Raw genomic sequence first — 19,216 nt, 5'->3', positions numbered from 1 at the left:
TATGTTAAATATAGGTTTATTTTATACTGAAAAAAGATAAGATGGAAGATCATTCTTGCTTTTTGTCGAAAAATGTTGAGTTTTGTCTTTTCCACTCTGCCATGATTTCTTCTGCTTGTTTGTCACCTGTTTGTCTTTCTACCTTCAATTGATGGATCATTTCCTGCCTTTGATCAGTCCGTGCCCACTTTAAAAGCTCCTTTGCGACATCTTCTACAAAAAAAGCGTGATCATCCTTTATTCGTCTCTCTTCATGGAGTGTCCACGGACCAAACATGCGTGGAAGGATAACAGCCGAAACGCTTTGTTCATGCGAATGGCTTTCGGGTTCTTCGTAAAACAAGCGGTATATGCCATGCTTCGCTTCGAGGTCTGTCTCTCTGTTCATTGAATCATCTGATTGAAAAAAGATCAGGTCATATGCCTCTTTCCTATCTTGACGATCAATGACACGGACAAGGTCATTACGGCCGAGCCACATCATCCGCTCTTCTAATAACATTTTTTGCTCCTCTGACTGCTCCTTAGGATATGTGATATCCACTTGTATGCCCTCTTTTATCATATATTCACAAAGTGTCAGTCCAAAAAATTCATCTGCACCTATGATCAGTCCTGTTTCCATGTTCATGTCCCCTTTTTTAGCATATCGAATAAAAAGAAGAGCCCTTTCCATGAAGGGCTGTTATCATCCTATTCATTACAATTCTCTTTCATGCGATTTATAAAACTTGTGAATGGACTGAAAGATTCTTCTTGGATGATCAAACATATGCAAGGTAAGGTCCATCTGACAATGGTCTGGATTCATCATATGTTGATCAATAAAAGGCTTTGCATGTAGTTCATAGGCATACGGTGCGCCGTTTAGTCTCTGCCATATATGAATCGGTACATGAGCTGAATGAACGGGGCAAGAAGGAAGTGGATACGTTTCTGCTTCCTTTGCAGAGCACCCATAGCTCTGTGCGAGTTCTTTCATGAACTGTTTGTAGAAGAATTTGTGTTCCTTTTCTCTTTCTCTTTGTGCTTGCAGGTGTAAACATGGATTCATCATGGCTATAGACCTTAGCACTTCTGGCATTTCTTCGGCAAGACTCATGGCGACAAGTGCGCCCATTCCCTCTGCCAGCACATGAATTTCCCGGTTTAATATTTCTTGTTTTAATGTGTGATGAACAAGCTGTTTCGCACTAAAAACAGCATCTTCACATCCCCAGTGATTCCCATGAAGATGACTATTAAACAATGTATATCCTTCATCCTTTAAAGCAGTTAATAGCTGGTTTCTTCCGTAATGCTGAAGCCAGAATGATGTATTTTCCTGCACAAAGTGATTTCGGTCACCGAGGGTTAGAATGCCAAAGCCATTTGGTTTTTGAGGAAGGTGAATGACGTTCCACTGGGAACCAAGCTGGAAAAAACGTTCGCTTACACCCATATGGCCAGCCTCCTTTCAGTGATTCTGCTTTCTATGATATGAACAACAACTCTTGTAGGAATAAGGAAATCCCCTAAAGACAGAAGAATTCTTTTTATTTTTATAGTAGAAGGTCTCAAAATGATCACATAAAGGCGGAAAACAGTCTTTTCTCTGAACTCGTATCTATGGTATGATAGTCAATAGATTGTTACATAAAGGACGGTGGAATAATGCATTACATTATCACCCTCATTTGGACTTTTCTGCTGACACATATGGCTGGTTACATCGTTTCATCTATGAATGGAGCTGCTTATGATTTTACGTTAACTTCCATTCTTGCCATAGTGTTTACGGTTATTTTATTCATCTTTGCTGAAGTAAGTCCAATGAAAGAAACAGAAAGTTCAACAGAACATTCTTAATATTGCTGGAAAAGAGCTAATGATTTGAGATTAGCTCTTTTTCTTTTTTTCAGAATGATGACCAGAAGTTGAGAGCGCACGCTAAAACCCCCTGCCGTCAATTACAGGGGGTTTTTGAGTTACACCTCAACCGTTTCGGACTTCTGTTTGTCTGCTGACAAATGGCTTTTCGCAAGCCCTGTGAACAGGAAGATCGCGATGCCCGATAAAATTTCAAGCACACCACCCCCCGCAATGACAGGTCCTGCTCCAAAGCGTTCTGCCAGGACGCCCGATATGACGGCTGCAAGCGGGAGAAAGACATTTGATGACGCATTGATCACGGCATATACTTGCGGCTGATCTTCTTGGTCAACAGACGTTTGAATAATGACCATCTCTGGGACATTGATCGCACTGACGGCTGCACCAAAAATAAAGGAAGCTAGAAGAACGACTGGAAGCCATGTACTCATTCCAGTGATAAAGAATGCAGCACCTTCAATCATGCCTGCGACAATAAAGAACAAGCCGAATCTTTTGATTTTCACCTTCGCCAGTGCAAAGCCCATCATAAACGCACCGACTGCAGCGACACCTCTTAAAATGGAATAAACCATTGAATCACTTTGCAGCGCTTCTGCTACATATACAGCGGATAATGCCTGCCACGGAGCTGCGGCGACATTCATTAAAATACAATAAAGGGTTAGTGCAAATAAAATATGATGATTTTTAACGACTAGAAAGCCTCTTTTTAAGTTATACAGATATGTATTCTTTGCTTGTTTAATGTCTGCTGCTTTTTCTGCATCTGACTTTTGGAGTTTAACGCCAATAATGAACAAGCCCGATATGATAAATAAAGCAGTGGTGATCAGGAGCGTATCTGCAGGGCCAATTAATTTGACCAAAAGACCAGCGACCATCACCGCAGCAAGTGCGACAATTTCAAAAGATGATTGCAGGATCGCATTTGCTTTTTGAATGAGATGCTTTGGAACAATCTGCGGAAGGATAGCCACAGAAGCCGGGTTATAGGCTGCACCTGTTGCCGATTGAATAACCATTAATGAGATCAATAACCATAGAGGCAATATGTGCGAAAAATGCAGTAGTGGAATAATGAGTACAATGGTTGCTCGAATGACATCTGAAGCAAACATCCATTTAGATAAATGATGTCTTTTCATAAGAGGTCCTAGTATTGGGGCCAACAATGATGAAGGAAGAACTGTCACTGCTAGAAGAAGTCCGGTACCGAGCGCTCCATCCCCTCTTAAAATCAATAACCAAAGAACGGATGTAAAAGCAAAACTTTCTCCTGTATTTTTTATGAGTCTTGATATGAACAATGAGGTGAAGCGTTTATTCCAAACACTTTCACTGAGATTCATCTTTTCCATCACACAAATCCTTTCAACCTTATACTATTTTTACATATTTTACCTTAATCTTTCTTTTTTTCATACTATTTATTTGAAAATTGGAACTTAATTGTTTTTTATTATAAAGAAAAAAGAGGCATGACACATGCCTCTAAAGACTTATTCATATGGACTCTTAGTCAATTGCTTACGGCTTTCTTTGGTAAGTCCAAACGCGGTTATGGTTCGAGTTATCCGGAAAGACGTCTCCTGCTTTAAGCTTTATCTTTAAAGGATCTTTCACCATACTACCGGTCTCACCGATTTCGATATAAACACCATTATTAGGTGCCTTATTACCAGATTTAAACTGATGCTGTTGACCCATTTCCATCCTCCTTTCTCGATTGATGTTATTATGTCCCGTCCATTGCCTCTCCAATCCAATATGTAAAAAGTCCCTGCTCAGTCGAGACAGGGACACTTGTGATTTATTTAGGTTGTTGATACATGAGCTCTTTGATTAACGCTTTTTGCACATGCAGGCGATTTTCTGCCTGCTGGAATACTTTAGAGTGTGGTCCATCAATGATATCAGCCGTCACTTCTTCTCCGCGGTGTGCCGGCAGACAATGAAGGAAGATATAATCTGCTGCTGCATGTTGCATGAGTTCCTCATTGACTTGATATTCTTTAAATTCAGCTAGACGTTTCTCTGTTTCAGCTTCCTGCCCCATGCTTGTAAATACGTCTGAATAAATGACATCTGCACCCTGAACAGCAGCTACTGCATCTGTTGTGACGATGACTTCTGCGCCTGATTGTTTTGCAAACTCCCGGGCAGTGTCTGTCACCTCTTGAAGAGGTTCATAGCCTTTTGGTGATGCAACGGCAATGTCACAGCCTAACTGCGCGCAGCCGACCATTAAGGAATGAGCCACATTATTCCCATCACCGATGTACGCCACTTTCACACCTTTTAGTGTGCCTTTTGCTTCTTTAATCGTCAGTAAATCAGCCAGTGCCTGACATGGATGAGAGTAGTCCGTTAGTCCGTTGATCACTGGAATAGAGGCGTATTTTGCAAGTTCTTCTACCTTCTCATGTTCAAAGGTTCGAATCATAATGCCATCTACATACCCAGACAGCACCTGCGCTGTATCACCAATCGTTTCTCCTCTGCCAATTTGCAGATCATTTGAGCTGAGGAAGAGCGCATGTCCGCCTAGCTGCGTCATGCCCGCTTCAAACGAGACACGGGTTCTAGTTGAAGATTTTTCAAAGATCATCGCTAATGTTTTTCCTTTGAATAAATCTTGATATGGATGTTGTTTCATTTCTTCTGCTTTTTCAATTAAGTACGCAATGTCATTGATCGAAAAGTCTTTTAACGATAAAAAGTCTTTTCCGTATAATGCCGGTTGCACGTCGACTTGGCTCATGCCGTCACTTCCTTTTTATATAATTCGTGGAGAGATACTGGTGATACATCTCCATCTTTTCCTTGCAGGAACGCTTGCGCCGTTTCATATTCGGTTAGAACTTGAACACCATGTGTGAGTGCTTTTACACGCTGTTCTTTTGCCTCTTCATCATCACCTAAATGAATGTGAAGCGATTTATCGTCTTGTTGTAGCCACGATTCAAAGCTGCCAGTCCAGACGTCAAAGCCTGCTCGTTTTGCTTCATCTACGAATAATTCACTGCCTTGTATAAAGAGGCTTCCTTTCTGTTTCCAGATCGGTGCAAACACTTTTTTCAACGCGCTTTCGACGTTCTTTCCTACACACATACCTTCACCCGTCGCCTTCATTTCAGGTGTGAGCTTTAAATCGATATCTTGAATGGCATGTGAGGAGAAGACCGGGAATTTAACAGCTGTGCCCCCCTTATTCTTCGTTGCCGGTTTCAATTCTTCAAGCGTTGCACCAGCTAACAGCTGAGTCGCCATTGGGATCATGTCTACACCCATGACTTTACTTACAACTGGGACAGTCCGGCTTGCCCGAGGATTCACCTCTAATACGAGCGCCTGGTTCCCTTTTATCACAAATTGAATATTCATAATGCCTTTAAAAGCTAATTTCTTTGCGATTTGTTCAGAAGCGTTATACACCTGTTGTTTGATGTCTTCACTAATAGAGACACTTGGTAAGATGGCAAAGCTGTCACCTGAGTGTACGCCCGCTTTTTCAATATGCTCAACAATTGTTGGAATGAATGTCGTTTGTCCGTCTGAAATGAGATCCACTTCCACTTCTTTTCCAGTGACATACTCATCAATTAAGATCGGATAAGGTAAATGATCTGGCTGATCAAGTAGTTCTGCCAATTGAGCTTCTGTATGAACAACGATCATGCCCATTCCACCAATGACATATGATGGACGAATAAGAACAGGGTACCCGATGCTTGCAGCATGCCCCAGTGCTTCTTCTTTTGAATGTGCTGTATCTCCTTTTGCATGAGGAAGATTCAGTTCATCAAGAAGCTGATAGAATAAATCGCGATCTTCTAATGCATCTAGTGTGTCAAAGGACGTGCCTAACAAGGTAACGCCGGCTTTTTCTAAACCTTCCGCCACATTGATTGCTGTCTGCCCGCCAAATTGAACGATGACAAAATCAATTTGCTCCGCTTCAACTACGTTTAAAATATGTTCTAACGTGATCGGCTCAAAGTATAAACGATCTGCAATCTCATAATCGGTACTAACCGTTTCTGGATTATTGTTCATCATGATGGTTTCAAATCCAAGCTTTTGTAAAGTAAGGACGCCGTGAACGGCACTATAATCAAACTCGACCCCTTGCCCAATTCGAATCGGACCAGAGCCAATGATGAGTGCACGCTCCTTTGTTTTCTCTTGATGCTCTCCATCACTTTTGCCAAAGTACGTAGAATAGAAGTAATTCGTTTTTGCATCGAATTCAGCCGCACATGTATCGACAATTTTAAATGAAGCGGCAATGCCATACTCTTGACGAAGCTGTCTGATATCTTGTTCACTGCGATCCGTCAGAGAAGCGATTGTTTCATCAAGGAAACCTTTTTCTTTCACCTTTTTTAAGGTGTCTTTGGATAGCGTCCCCTGATGATTCTTCAATTCTTGTTCGAGTGTGATCATATTCTTGAAAACATGTAAGAAAAACAGATCAATCTTCGTCGTTTCATGAATCGTTTCAACGGTTTCTTGTCTGGAAAGCAGCTCCATGACAGCGAAGAAACGGCGATCGTCCGGTGTTTTGATTAATTCAAATAACTGTTCAGTCGAATGTTCTTTCAGTTCAGGCAAGTGGAAGCCCTTTGTTTTGATTTCAAGTGATGCGACGGCTTTTTGAATGGCAGATTCTAAATTACGGTCAATCGCCATGACTTCACCAGTCGCCTTCATTTTTGTGCCTAATTTCCGGTCTGCCTGTTTAAATTTATCGAACGGCCAACGCGGGAATTTCACCACGACATAATCGAGTGCCGGCTCAAAGCTAGCATACGTTGTTCCTGTAAGCGGATTTTTCAATTCATCTAGTGTATAACCGACCGCAAGTTTTGCCGCCATTTTGGCAATCGGATAGCCTGTTGCTTTCGATGCAAGAGCAGAAGATCGGCTGACCCGAGGATTGACCTCAATGACAAAATATTCTTTGCTAAGTGGATCAAGAGCGAACTGGATATTACAGCCGCCAACGACATCAAGCGCTGAAATGATTTTTAAGCTCGCTGAACGGAGCATTTGATAATCCTGATCCGTTAATGTCTGTGACGGTGCAACGACAATCGAGTCGCCTGTATGCACACCAACTGGATCGATATTTTCCATGTTACATACAGTGATACACGTATTTTGACGATCTCTCATGACCTCATACTCGACTTCTTTAAAGCCAGCAATGCTTTTTTCAACTAAGCACTGATGAATCGGACTCGCTAGAAGAGCACCTTCAATCAGCGGTTTAAAAGCCTCTTCAGTTAAAGCGATGCCTCCCCCTTTACCACCAAGTGTGTAGGCTGGTCGAAGAATGACGGGAAAACCCACTTCTTTTGCAAATTGAAGGGCGTCTTTCGCATTATCCACAATTTCACTTTCTGGTACAGGTTCATTCAAATGCTTCATGAGAGCACGGAATTTCTCACGATCTTCACCGTTTTCAATTGTTTCAACTGACGTTCCGAGCAGTTTTACCCCATGCTTTTTCAGCACACCGGCTTTTTCCAGCTCGACAGCAAGGTTTAAAGCCGTCTGTCCGCCAAGATTGGCTAAAAGACCATCTGGTTTCTCTTTTTCAATGATTCTTGTCACTGAATCAACTGAAAGCGGTTCAAAATAAATTTCATCAGCAAATGACTCGTCTGTCATAATGGTTGCTGGGTTGTTATTCACTAAGATGACGTTGTAGCCTTCTTCTTTTAAGGCCATACAACCTTGTGTTCCTGAGTAATCAAATTCTGCTGCCTGACCAATGATGATTGGACCGGACCCGATGACTAGAATGGTTTGTATGCTTTGATCTTTAGGCATGTGCGACTTCTCTCCTTGCTTGTTTCACTTTCTCAATAAAATCATCGAATACCCATTCACTTTCTGCAGGGCCTGGATGTGCTTCTGGATGAAATTGAACGGACATAATCAGCTTCTCTTTATGAATGAATCCTTCAACAGATCCGTCATTTACGTGGAGGAATTTGACGTCCACTTCTTTGTCATTCATGCTTTTTTCATTGACCACATAGCTATGATTTTGGCTTGTCATAAAGACACGTTTTGATTCTGTATCTTGTACAGGATGATTCGCCCCGCGGTGGCCAAAAGGAAGCTTATACGTATCCCCGCCAAGCGCAAGAGCAATTAATTGATGACCTAAGCAAATGCCTAGTGTCGGGAAGGTCATCATGATGTCATGAATGGTTTTTAAATATGGCTTCATTGTTTTTGGATCTCCAGGTCCATTTGACAAAAGGATCGCATCTGGCTTGATATCAAATACCTTTTCCATTTGTTTGTACGGAATCACTGTGACTTTACAGCCGCGCGCTTCGAGTGAGTCCGCAATTGATTTTTTAAAGCCAAAATCAATGAGCGCTACATGATCCTCGCCGCTGCCTTGTGTGTATACTTCATCTTCTGTGACCTGCTCAACCACATTGTCTTGCTTCATTGCAGGTGGCGTTTCATTTTCGTCTAAACTAAGCACTGCATTCATCGTTCCATTTGCTCGAATGTTCTGCACGACTGCACGAGTATCTGTATGTGTAAGAAGCGGAATGTTCCACTTCTGTAAATAATCTTTTAAGCTTACGGCTGCAAGGTGATGAGAAAAATGATCAGCTGCCTCATAGACAACGACCGCTTTTACTTGTGGTTTTTTGCTCTCAAAGTCTTCATGATTGATGCCGTAATTTCCGATGAGCGGATATGTGAAGACAATGATTTGTCCTTTATAAGAAGGATCTGTGAGCACCTCTTGATAACCTGTCATCCCTGTAAAAAAGACCACTTCACCTGTCATGCCAGCTTCTCCTGTCAGATCTCCTTCAAAAGAGGCTCCATCTTCTAAATTTAAATAACCTTTCATGCTTGTGTCACCCCATATTGAATAATTAATAATATAAATGCATGTTTATGCGTTCTGGTGTAAAAAAATTTAGACCGTTACTGCTTCATTTGCTAACACTTGAATGATTGCTTCAATGGCTTGATCCAATTCAACTTTTTTGACATTCAGCGGAGGTAATAAACGAATGACATTCGGACCAGCTGGAAGCACCAGCAAACCTTGCGCTCGAAGGGCTGTGATGTAATCACCTACTGGCTGATGACACTCAATTCCTGCCATTAATCCTTTGCCCCGTACTTCTTTCACGATGTTCAGCTGTTTGACTTCTTGCAGTCTCTTTAAAAGGTACGCACCCTTTTCTTTCACTTCTGAAAGAAAGTCTTCTTTGAATATTACATCAAGAGTTGCGTTCACAGCTGACATAGCGAGCATATTCCCACCAAATGTTGTGCCATGAGAGCCTGGAGAAAATGCATCCCCTAAAGTTTTTTTCCCTATCACTGCACCGACTGGAAATCCATTTCCTAAACCTTTTGCGGCTGAAATAATATCAGGATCAAGTCCCGATTGCTCATAGGCAAATGCTGTCCCTGTTCGCCCAATACCCGTTTGGATTTCATCTACAATCAGCAGTGCTTGATGTTTTTTGCAAAACGTTTGAACGGCTTCTAGAAATTCAGCTGTAGCTGGATTCACTCCACCTTCACCTTGCACCACTTCCAGCATGACCGCTGCGACATCATCGATTTCACACGCTGTGATCGCTTCAGGGTCATTAAACGGTACATAATGAAAGCCTTCCAGCATCGGTCCAAAACCAGTTTTGATTTTATCTTGACCTGTGGCAGCCATACCAGCATACGTACGCCCATGGAAAGAGTGCAAAAACGTCACAATATTTGTTTTACCTGTTGCTTTTCGGGCCAATTTGATAGCCCCTTCATTCGCTTCAGCCCCGCTGTTGCAGAAAAATACGAGATCTCCTGAACTGTTGGCTGCCAGCTTTTCCGCTGCTTTTTCTTGCAGTCCATTTTCAAATAAATTTGATACGTGCCAGACCTCGTCAAGCTGCTTCTTGATGGCTTGATTAACCTTTGGATGATTGTGACCTAAATTCGTGACCGCAATGCCTTGTATAAAGTCTAAATATTTTTTCCCAGTTGTATCAACTGCCCAAGAACCTTCTGCCTCTTTAATTTCAACATTCCACCGTCCGTACGTTTGAAAGAGATGACTCACAGGACCGCCTCCTTTTGTTTTACAATTCGAGTTCCTTTAAAGGTATCTCCTGTAAAAATACTACCTTTTCCATTCACAATCATGACTTCATCCACATCTCCTGATAAAGCACTTAGCGCAGATTGCACTTTTGGAATCATTCCCCCGGAAATAATACCTTCATCGATGAGCTTGAGAGCTTCTTGTTCGGTGACAACGTCTAACAGCTCACCATTTTTTAAAATTCCTTCCACATCTGTGACAAACATGAGCTTATCAGCTTTCATAGCTCCTGCGACTGCTGATGCTGCAAGATCAGCATTTACATTTAACGTTTGGCATTCTTCGGTCATAGATAGCGGCGCAATGACGGGAATGAATTGTTTCTCCATTAGTGCTTCTGCCATCTCTGGATTGACTTCTTTGATTTCGCCAACGTACCCATATACATCTTGATCGAGAAAATCGGCGACAAGCATCTGCCCATCTTTACCAGATACACCGACAGATGATATATCATGCTTTGCCAACTCTGAAACAAAGTATTTATTCACCGTTCCTGAAAGGACCATTTCGGCTACCTCTAACACCGGCTTTGTTGTTTTGCGCTGTCCATCTACAAATTCCGTTTTCACTTCTAATTTTTGCAGCATGCTCGTGATTTCAGGACCCCCGCCATGTACGATAGCCAGTTTAAATCCAGCAGCTTGAAGTGAGCGGACATTTTCATAAAAGGTATCGGAAAGTTCTCGAATGACACTGCCTCCACACTTGAACACGATCGTTTTATCCATGTCTATCTCCTTCATTATGTGCGATAGCTCGCGTTAATTTTCACATAATCATAGGTAAGGTCACAGCCCCATGCTGCCGCTTCACCATTTCCTTCATTCATTTGAATGAAAATCGTAATCTCATCCTGCTCTAGATACGCTTTTGCTTCCTCTTCTGAGAAAGACTGAGGTTCATTATGTTTAAACAGACATTGCCCGCCTAAGTAAACTTCAACCTCTTCTGGCGTGACAGAAGCTGCGCTATGACCGATTGCTCCGATAATCCGTCCCCAGTTGGCGTCCGTACCATATACGGCTGTTTTCACAAGACTTGAACCTACGATTTTTTTTGCAATAATACCCGCTTCTAAGTTGTTTTTTGCACCAACAACTTTCGCTTCGATTAATTTGGTTGCGCCTTCTCCGTCTCTTGCAATCTCTTTTGCTAGATCTTCACAGGCTAGTTTTAATCCTTCTTTAAACAATGGCCATTCTGGATGTTCTTCATTCAGTGCCTGGTTTTCTGCCATTCCATTTGCCATCACAAGCACCATATCGTTAGTTGATGTTTCTCCATCGACGGTAATTTGATTAAACGTCACATCTGTAATGTCACGAAGAGCATTTTGCAAAGCTTCTTGTTCGACATTTGCATCGGTTGTGACAAACCCGAGCATTGTTGCCATGTTCGGATGAATCATACCAGAGCCCTTTGCTGCACCTGAAATGAGAATCTCTTTCCCGTCTATCGTCAAGGAGTATGTCGTATTTTTAATGACTGTATCTGTTGTTAAAATCGCTTCTTCAAAGTGGCCATTTCCTGCTTTTGCTTCTTTTAGCTGAGCGATGCCTGTTTTGATTTTATCCATATCCAGACACTCTCCAATGACACCAGTAGAAGAAACGGCAATGTAATCAGGCTCTGTGCCTAACATGTCTGCACAGGCTGCCTGCATGTCGTATGCATCTTTTAATCCCTGCTCACCTGTGCATGCGTTGGCGATGGCACTATTGACAATGACACCTTTTAGTTTGCCCGTCTTTTTCAAGCTTTTTTGTGTGACTTGAAGAGGCGCAGCTTGAAAGTGACTTTGAGTGTATACCGCTGCACTCGCTGCTGGTACTTCACTGATGATCAAGCCAAGGTCTTTTTTTGAATAGCGTAATCCTATATGAATCCCCTTTGCTTCAAAACCTTTTGGTGATGATACGTCCCCGTCTATTTTGACAATACTTTTTTCATTCAATTCGATCATGTTTGTTGTCTCCCCTGTTCTTATGGATAGAGAGGTGTCATTGTGAGGCCCGCCTCTTCATGTAAGCCTTTGATGATGTTGAAGTTTTGAACCGCTTGGCCGGCTGCGCCTTTCATGAGATTATCTATGACAGATACAATCGTCAGTCTGCCTGTTCGCTCATCTAAATGAAAACCAATGTCACAGAAGTTACTGCCGTATACTTCTTTTGTTTGCGGATATATCCCATGATCTCTCACTCTTACAAAATAGGAATCTTCATAAAAGTCCTTCATCCGTTTCATTAATTCTTCTTTTGTGACATCTGATTTCAATTGTGTATACATCGTCGCCATAATCCCTCTTGTCATCGGGACAAGGTGTGTTGAAAATGTGATGTTCGCCGTTTGCGGGTTCCATTCTCTAAGTACTTGTTCTATTTCAGGTGTGTGCTGATGTTCATTCACCTTATAAATTTTAAAGTTATCGTTCAGCTCTGAAAAATGTGTGCCAAGTGAGGCTGATCGTCCTGCACCGGACACCCCGGTTTTTGCATCTATTATGATCATAGATTCATCGATTAAATTCTGTTTCATCAGCGGTGCTAAACCTAGAAGAACTGCAGTAGGAAAGCAGCCTGGGTTTGCAATGACTTCCGCTTGCTTAATGGTTTCACGATTCAATTCAGATAATCCGTATACAGCTTGTTGAACCGATGCATCATCCGCTGCCCTTCGTTTATACCACGCTTCATAAACAGTTCCATCTTGAATGCGCAAGTCACCTGATAAATCAATAATTGGCACCCCTTGATTCATGAGCTTCGGTGTGAGTTCACTTGAAACGCCTGCTGGTGTCGCTAAAAACACAGCATCTGTTTCTCGCACAATGGCAGCCGGATCAATGGCTTTTAATGTTTGGTCAGTAATCGTTGTCAGATGCGGATAAGATTGACTGTATAATTGCCCATCACCACTTGATGAATACAATATACATTCCTCCACATGTGGATGCTGCTTAAAGATACGAACTAATTCCGCACCACCGTACCCTGTAGCACCTATAATACCTATTTTCAACGTCAATACACCCTCTTGATCTTTGTGAAATTATTTAACATTATAACATGTATAAAAATTAATTCAATTGTATATTTAATATTTGTTTTCATTTTTTTTCATAAAAAAATCCACATATCTTCGTGAGACATGCGGATTTTATCTATTGTTCTTCATATTGAGGACCAGAAGCGCACTGCATAAATATAATAGGGAACTTGCATAAAAAATCAAATGAATGGTGAAGAAATCAGCAAAAAGGCCGCCAAGCATAATGGCGATGGATGAAAAAAGCGCTGTCCAAAAATGATAGTGCCCAACTTCTTTCATTCGCTTTTTCTCATTTGTGAGTTCGGTGACGAGTAGTTTCTCTCCGTGCTTCTGAACACCACCTAGCACACCTAAGGCAAGCTGAATCATATAAACTTGCTCTACTTCTGTGATATGTGGAAAAAGTAGAAGAAGAAACGCCATACCAAACGAATGAATGATTAAAAAGAGACGCCTGTCGGTCGTTTCAGGAAGTTTTCCTAATAATAAATGAATGAACGCACCGCTCAAACCAAACAGACCATAAGCAAGACCAAATTGAGAGTAGCTCGACCCAACATTTTTAATAAAAAGAATATAAAAAGGGAAAATGAGACTACTGGCGAAAAACAGTAGACTTTGTGAATAGACGAACCATTTCATTGCTTTAGCATTCATTGTGTATTGTACCTTTCATAAAAGTAGTTGATAAATCTGCCATCTGGATCTGCTTGCTTTTTCTTTTGAAAGAATAGATCGGTTTTTGGATACGCTTGTTTCATTTGTGCTTTCGTTTGATAAGGCATGTATGGTAAGTAATAGCTTCCATGGTGCCGCAAGGTGATATCTGTCATTTGCCGGATGACCCGCTCCGCTTCTGCCTTCTCTTCTTTCTCAAAACCATAATTCACTAACAAAACAAGTGCAAACATATCTTCTTTCGCATATGAGAGATCCGCTTTTTCATTTTTTTGTACGTAGCGGATCGTGATGTTCATTAAATTCAATTCTTCCTGTTGTAAAAAGCCTCTCATGTCATCGATATAAGCACGAAAACGATCAACTGGGACAAAGTATTCTTGAAGCACATCGGTGTCTGACTCATTTTCATATTCTAAAAAAGCAGAATCGGACCGCATCACGTTATTTCTTGTGATCGACTGGTCATTTTGACTTTGAAAATACTTCTTTTGCAAGTTCCATAGCAAATCTTTCCCCATATCAAATCTTCTCGAAAGGCCGAGCATAAATTTTAAAGGGATGACGAGCTGGTCTTCTTTGAGCTCGCGGTATGGATCGATCTGTTGATCAGAAGTAAGCGAATAATTCGTCACATACATCTCTTTCAAAAAATTTGTTTTCGCTGTAGAGATTCTTGCGAGATGCATGCGCACTTCTTTATTGTTCTTTACATGCTTTTGAAAATAATCAGTGTATTCATCGAAATGTAGAGAGGTTGTCTCCATTTTATATAATTCATCCTTTGTTAAGGAAAGCTCAACATCTAAAATGACACCGAATAAGCCGTATCCTCCAATCACGGCAGTAAATAAATCATCGCTAGGCTTTACTGTGATGATTTCTCCATCTGCTTTTAACAGTGTGAAAGAGCGCACAGTGTCAATGAGTGAGCCGTAGCGAATGTCCCGTCCATGTGCATTTGCACTTAACGAGCCACCAATTGTAAAGATGTTTTGAGATTGCATCACCTTTACTGCAAGACCATATGGGTTCACATATTTTTGAATATCATCCCATGTGGCGCCGCTTTGGACCCGAATGGTCTTCTTTTTTTCATTAAATGATACGATTCGACGAAATTTTGTCATGTCTAGTACAATGCCATTTTCATAATACGTGTGGCCGCCCATACTATGCTGCTTTCCGGCGATTGAAATGGGCAGATTTTTCTCTTTTGCTTCTTCTAATACTTTTTTTAAAGATTCTATTTCTTTTCCTTGCACGACTTTTTTTATTTTGACCGGCATGAGGTGACTCACATCTGTAAACGCATCAAGTCCTTGTCTTTTGTGTGCTTGACCTTCACGTATAGAGACTGATGCAAAAAAGGCAGCGCCATATCCCATCAAAAGAACGATCCATATCCACTTTCGTTTCATTATAGGTACTCCGTTCTATAAAATTACATCCATTATATCAAGCCATACTCCTCCTCTACCTTAATTTTTCATAAAAAAACCTGGTACGAGTTCAACTCATACCAGGCATTTTCCGTATTTACTTATTGAATACCAAGCGCAATTTTAGCGTATCTTGACATTTTGTCACGTGTCCAAGGTGGATTCCATACGATGTGAACTTCTGTTTCTTTCACTTCAGGCAAGTCACTTAATGCTTTTTTCACTTCATCCACGATAACTGGTGCTAGGGGACACCCCATTGATGTTAAAGTCATCGTGATATCCGCTTTTCCATTCTCATCAAGATCGACATCATAGACAAGTCCAAGGTTGACGATGTCTACGTTTAACTCAGGGTCAATCACCTGTTCTAGGGCGCCTAAAATATTTTCTTTCAATGCTTCATCCATGATATCCACTCCTTTTTCAACTAGTATAACGTACTTTTCCTTTTGGCTAAACGTTTGTGCTTTTCAGGTGTGTCACAAACCAGTCAATGGTTTCAAACATCGCTTGTCTTGAGACCTTATGGCCAGCCTGTCCATCTGTGATAAAACGAATCAGGTGAGGATCTTCTTTATATTGGGTTTCTGCTAACTCGTCATAAAGAGCTTTTGCATGTCTGTAAGGGACAACCGGATCGTTTTCTGCATGCCAGAATAACAATGGTCTTTTGTTTAATCGATCTGTTTGCAGCGTTAAATCATAAGGGCGCAGCGCGTCTAATTGCTGATGAACCTTTTCATCTGTAATCTCTTTCATCAACCCTTTGTGCCGCATGTCCATAATTTGTGCTTGTAGGAATGTCGTATATTTCGGACTGCCCATCAAGCTGACTGCCGCTTTAATCCAATCATGTTTTGCGAGTGCACCAAAGGTCGTGATGCCTCCCATGGAAGTACCTGCAACGCCTATTAGGTCGGCTTCAATCAATTGTTTTTCTTGAAAATGTGTCTTAAGTATATCGATTTCACGGATTTCGTTCAGGACGATTTCCCAAAACTTTGATGCCAGTTCCTCTAAGCTGAGGTTTTCTGATCTTACACCATGATAAGCACAGTCAGGCAAAATGACTCTCATGCCTTTTTCCGCCAAATGAAAGGCGAAGTGTAAGTTGTGCTCGCGTGCACTTGTAAATCCATGTATAAAAAATACAAGTGGCAGTGGTTTATCTTTATTTTCAGCTTTTACGATATGTAAAAATGGAATATCGTGCGTCATTTGCTCATCAATGGTGATCACAGCCTATGAATCCTCCTTTATCATTCCCGTCTTTGTTTATTTTAACATGTAGACAACGAAGATGTGATAAAGATACACTATAGGTGGAGGCACCCGCACCAGCTGCCTCCTATTACTTACAGATCAAAGGAGATTTTATGGAGACTAAACCTTATCTAATCGCACTTGACCTGGATGGCACGTTATTAAAAGACGATAAAACGATTTCAGCACACACACTTGATGTCATTCAAAAAGTGAAAGACAGCGGGCATCATGTCTGTATTTCAACTGGCCGGCCATTTCGTTCCAGCTCTCCTTATTATCAGCAATTGCAGCTCGATTCTCCGATTGTGAACTTTAATGGAGCGTTTGTCCATCATCCTCTTGATGAAAAATGGGGCAGATTTCACACATCACTTGATCTTCAAGTCGTAAAACAGCTTGTGGATATTAGTGAGGAATATAAAGTACACAATGTGTTAGCTGAAGTGCTAGACGATTTGTATTTCCATTATCATGATGAAAAGCTCATTGATATATTTAATATGAATGCAAACAAAGTGACCGTTGGAGACCTTCGGAACAATCTTGGAGAGAATGTCACAAGCGTCTTAATTCACGCAAAAGAAGAAGACGTCGGAGCGATTCGGAGCTATTTGACAGATGTTCATGCAGAAGTGATTGACCACAGACGCTGGGCTGCTCCGTGGCACGTCATTGAAATCATTAAAACAGGCATGAACAAAGCCGTTGGACTGCAAAAAATTAGTGATTATTACGGTGTGCCTCAGGAACGGATTGTGGCATTCGGAGATGAAGACAATGATTTAGAGATGCTTGAATTTGCTGGATGCGGGGTTGCAATGGGCAACGGGATTGATGCAGTGAAACGTGTCTCTAATGAAGTGACAGATACGAATGAACAAGATGGGATTGCAAAATTCCTAACGAATTACTTCTCGCTTTAATTTTTCCATTCATACATAGCAGGTCGAAGCGGGCATACTACCGTTAGACAGGTTGTCCTGTCAGCTTGTGTAAAGGGGCGGATTCCGAATGGGTAAAAGAAGCAAATCGAAACGCTTTATACAACAAGGTAAAGATTCAGTCAGTCTGCATGACGCACGTTTTCCGTATCGTTCCACACTTGAAGAAGCTGCGGAGGACAGGGGAAATATGAAGACTGATGCTTCTGGAGGTTCATTGTGAGAAACGAACTTTTTGATCAAGCCAAATCATTTACTGAAGAAGCCCTTACTTCTTCATTTCCATCTGGTTTAGAGCGTCAACAAGCAGTTCAGCGAGCTAAAAACGCCGTATCATCTGCATTTGCTAATTCGACAGATGCAGAAAGAAACCAGCTGCATACGTTCCAAGACCTGCTTGATGATCTTTAACGAAAAAAGCTGTCCGCTTTGCGGACAGCTTTTCTTATGCTTATTTCACTTGGAACGTTTTTTTCTCAGTGATTTGCTTTAGCCCTTCTGCTTTTCCTTTAAATGTGACGACCGCTTCATACGTTCCCGGCTCCACACCGTTTGACCACGTATCTTGGAAGTCATATGTTTCATCTGCTTTCAGCACAAAGGATTGGATGGCTTGTGTGAACATACGGTCTTTCGAGTAACGGTATTTTTCATTTCCGTCTTCATCGTACACACTCAATTCGAATTTTTGGCTTGTGTTAAACGTGAATTCAATATCTCGATCTGATTCATTTTTTAGTGACATATGAAATTGAACCGAAGAACCTTTTTGGACGGGGTCTACTGTGAGTACAACGGTTTTTTCTCCCATTTGACCGGATACCTCCTTGTCTGGTTCATCCTTTTTTTGTTGTCCACAAGCTGTTAAAACCAATAGAACGAGAAAAAGCACTAACCCTTTTTTCATCTTCTACCCACCTTTTAATCTCGTCTGAAAAATCCAAGAATATTGGTTGTTTGAACAATATTTGTAAAGGCTTTTGGATCGACTTCCTTTATAATTTGTTCAAGTTCATACAGCTCATACCTTGTAATGACAATGACCATCATTTCTTTTTGTTCATTGGTAAATGCCCCTTTTGCCGGAACAGTCGTAATCCCTCTGACCATTTTTCCATAAATGGCTTCTTTGATTTCATCTGCTTTCTTTGTCACAATCATGGCGGTCAGCTTTTCATGTCTCGTATGGATGGCATCAATTACCCTAGTCGTCACATATAATGTGACAAGGGTATATAAAGCTTTCTCCCAACCTTGTAACAATCCTGCTGTAAAAATGATAATTCCGTTTAAAATGAAGAAATACGTGCCCACTGGTTTGTCTTTCCATTTCGCTAAAATCATCGCAATAATGTCAAGGCCGCCTGTAGATGCCCCATATTTCAGTGTAATCCCAATGCCAAGTGCAGAAATGACTCCGCCAAATACAGCATTTAATAAAATATCTTCAGAAACACTTGTCTCTGGTAAAATGCCGAGGAAAATCGTTGTCAGCGCCACACTAATAATGCTATACAAAGTAAAGGAACGACCAACCTTCATCCAGCCTAAAATGCCGACCGGGATGTTTAATATAAATAATAGGATCCCTGTTGATAAATAAAACGGTGCATATTGATCGATTAAACTAGATAACAGCTGGGCAACCCCTGTAAAACCACTTGCATATACGTCAGCAGGGATTAAAAATAAATTCAGTCCAATCGCATTGAGTAAGGCACCAATGACGACGACGATGAATTTTTTTGCTTCTCCAATGAACATGTTGTCATTCCTCCACTTACCATTCTCTCTATGGTTTT

General features: G+C 41.3%; 21 protein-coding genes. 4 read left to right on the top strand and 17 right to left on the bottom strand.

The annotated features are described in order from the left end of the window. Positions 1–49: 49 nt before the first annotated feature. Positions 50–625, bottom strand: a complete 576-nt coding sequence (locus tag ACTJJD_RS10950) for a nad binding enzyme (protein ID WP_440608386.1) — start codon at positions 623–625, stop codon at positions 50–52. Positions 626–700: 75 nt separating this feature from the next. After that, complete coding sequence (locus ACTJJD_RS10945) at positions 701–1,441, bottom strand: hypothetical protein (protein WP_440608385.1); 741 nt, start codon at positions 1,439–1,441, stop codon at positions 701–703. 212 nt (positions 1,442–1,653) lie between these two features. Here ACTJJD_RS10945 and ACTJJD_RS10940 point away from each other — a divergent pair, with 212 nt between their 5' ends. Next, positions 1,654–1,848, top strand: a complete 195-nt coding sequence (locus tag ACTJJD_RS10940; RefSeq protein ID WP_024720055.1) for a YjzD family protein — start codon at positions 1,654–1,656, stop codon at positions 1,846–1,848. A 119-nt stretch (positions 1,849–1,967) separates the two neighbouring features. On the opposite strand, the gene ACTJJD_RS10935 is transcribed toward ACTJJD_RS10940, so the two are convergent. From ACTJJD_RS10935 to ACTJJD_RS10875, 13 genes are all read right to left on the bottom strand, one after another. Further along, a complete protein-coding gene (locus ACTJJD_RS10935) occupies positions 1,968–3,233 on the bottom strand; it encodes an MFS transporter (RefSeq protein ID WP_007499050.1) in 1,266 nt (421 codons plus the stop codon). A 169-nt stretch (positions 3,234–3,402) separates the two neighbouring features. Next, positions 3,403–3,582 carry a YjzC family protein gene (locus tag ACTJJD_RS10930; protein ID WP_008348517.1) on the bottom strand — a complete coding sequence of 60 codons (180 nt, stop codon included), beginning with the start codon at positions 3,580–3,582 and terminating at the stop codon, positions 3,403–3,405. A gap of 103 nt (positions 3,583–3,685) precedes the next feature. Then, complete coding sequence (gene argF / locus ACTJJD_RS10925) at positions 3,686–4,636, bottom strand: ornithine carbamoyltransferase (protein ID WP_272511395.1); 951 nt, start codon at positions 4,634–4,636, stop codon at positions 3,686–3,688. After that, positions 4,633–7,713 (bottom strand): carbamoyl phosphate synthase large subunit, encoded by a 3,081-nt coding sequence (locus ACTJJD_RS10920; protein ID WP_212360579.1) that lies wholly within the window; start codon positions 7,711–7,713, stop codon positions 4,633–4,635. Before ACTJJD_RS10920 ends, argF begins: the two co-directional genes overlap by 4 nt. After that, positions 7,706–8,767 carry a carbamoyl phosphate synthase small subunit gene (locus tag ACTJJD_RS10915; RefSeq protein WP_017367005.1) on the bottom strand — a complete coding sequence of 354 codons (1,062 nt, stop codon included), beginning with the start codon at positions 8,765–8,767 and terminating at the stop codon, positions 7,706–7,708. Before ACTJJD_RS10915 ends, ACTJJD_RS10920 begins: the two co-directional genes overlap by 8 nt. A gap of 69 nt (positions 8,768–8,836) precedes the next feature. Then, complete coding sequence (locus ACTJJD_RS10910) at positions 8,837–9,988, bottom strand: acetylornithine transaminase (protein ID WP_242731866.1); 1,152 nt, start codon at positions 9,986–9,988, stop codon at positions 8,837–8,839. Then, positions 9,985–10,761 carry an acetylglutamate kinase gene (gene argB, locus ACTJJD_RS10905; RefSeq protein ID WP_017360181.1) on the bottom strand — a complete coding sequence of 259 codons (777 nt, stop codon included), beginning with the start codon at positions 10,759–10,761 and terminating at the stop codon, positions 9,985–9,987. Before argB ends, ACTJJD_RS10910 begins: the two co-directional genes overlap by 4 nt. A 14-nt stretch (positions 10,762–10,775) precedes the next feature. Then, complete coding sequence (argJ, locus tag ACTJJD_RS10900; RefSeq protein ID WP_039167371.1) at positions 10,776–11,996, bottom strand: bifunctional ornithine acetyltransferase/N-acetylglutamate synthase; 1,221 nt, start codon at positions 11,994–11,996, stop codon at positions 10,776–10,778. A 20-nt stretch (positions 11,997–12,016) separates the two neighbouring features. Next, a complete protein-coding gene (gene argC / locus ACTJJD_RS10895) occupies positions 12,017–13,054 on the bottom strand; it encodes an N-acetyl-gamma-glutamyl-phosphate reductase (RefSeq protein WP_202394317.1) in 1,038 nt (345 codons plus the stop codon). 138 nt (positions 13,055–13,192) lie between these two features. Then, positions 13,193–13,741 carry an MFS transporter gene (locus tag ACTJJD_RS10890; RefSeq protein WP_008348533.1) on the bottom strand — a complete coding sequence of 183 codons (549 nt, stop codon included), beginning with the start codon at positions 13,739–13,741 and terminating at the stop codon, positions 13,193–13,195. Beyond that, positions 13,738–15,183: an FAD-binding oxidoreductase gene (locus tag ACTJJD_RS10885; protein ID WP_242731865.1), complete on the bottom strand. Its 1,446-nt coding sequence runs from the start codon at positions 15,181–15,183 to the stop codon at positions 13,738–13,740. Before ACTJJD_RS10885 ends, ACTJJD_RS10890 begins: the two co-directional genes overlap by 4 nt. Positions 15,184–15,305: 122 nt before the next feature. After that, positions 15,306–15,614, bottom strand: a complete 309-nt coding sequence (locus ACTJJD_RS10880) for a metal-sulfur cluster assembly factor (protein WP_003211530.1) — start codon at positions 15,612–15,614, stop codon at positions 15,306–15,308. Positions 15,615–15,660: 46 nt separating this feature from the next. Next, complete coding sequence (locus tag ACTJJD_RS10875) at positions 15,661–16,446, bottom strand: alpha/beta fold hydrolase (RefSeq protein ID WP_440608384.1); 786 nt, start codon at positions 16,444–16,446, stop codon at positions 15,661–15,663. Between the two features lie 137 nt (positions 16,447–16,583). Between ACTJJD_RS10875 and ACTJJD_RS10870 the strand changes: the two genes are divergently transcribed. The 3 genes from ACTJJD_RS10870 to ACTJJD_RS10860 all read left to right on the top strand — a co-directional run bounded on the left by ACTJJD_RS10870 (position 16,584) and on the right by ACTJJD_RS10860 (position 17,825). Continuing rightward, entirely contained in the window at positions 16,584–17,396 is an 813-nt protein-coding gene (locus ACTJJD_RS10870; protein WP_008348537.1) for a Cof-type HAD-IIB family hydrolase, read from the top strand. A gap of 88 nt (positions 17,397–17,484) precedes the next feature. Continuing rightward, entirely contained in the window at positions 17,485–17,637 is a 153-nt protein-coding gene (locus ACTJJD_RS10865; protein ID WP_008348539.1) for a hypothetical protein, read from the top strand. Further along, entirely contained in the window at positions 17,634–17,825 is a 192-nt protein-coding gene (locus ACTJJD_RS10860; protein ID WP_008348541.1) for a DUF3813 domain-containing protein, read from the top strand. Before ACTJJD_RS10865 ends, ACTJJD_RS10860 begins: the two co-directional genes overlap by 4 nt. 40 nt (positions 17,826–17,865) lie before the next feature. Here the strand turns inward: ACTJJD_RS10860 and ACTJJD_RS10855 are convergent, their stop codons facing one another. Then, positions 17,866–18,321: a BsuPI-related putative proteinase inhibitor gene (locus ACTJJD_RS10855; RefSeq protein WP_008348542.1), complete on the bottom strand. Its 456-nt coding sequence runs from the start codon at positions 18,319–18,321 to the stop codon at positions 17,866–17,868. 14 nt (positions 18,322–18,335) lie between these two features. Continuing rightward, positions 18,336–19,178, bottom strand: coding sequence for a YitT family protein (locus tag ACTJJD_RS10850; RefSeq protein ID WP_007499067.1), 843 nt, complete (start codon positions 19,176–19,178; stop codon positions 18,336–18,338). Positions 19,179–19,216: the final 38 nt, after the last annotated feature.

This window comes from Bacillus sp. 22446 (assembly GCF_052044955.1).
Classification (GTDB): domain Bacteria; phylum Bacillota; class Bacilli; order Bacillales; family Bacillaceae; genus Bacillus; species Bacillus altitudinis.
This window is presented reverse-complemented; position numbering and strand designations above follow the sequence as displayed.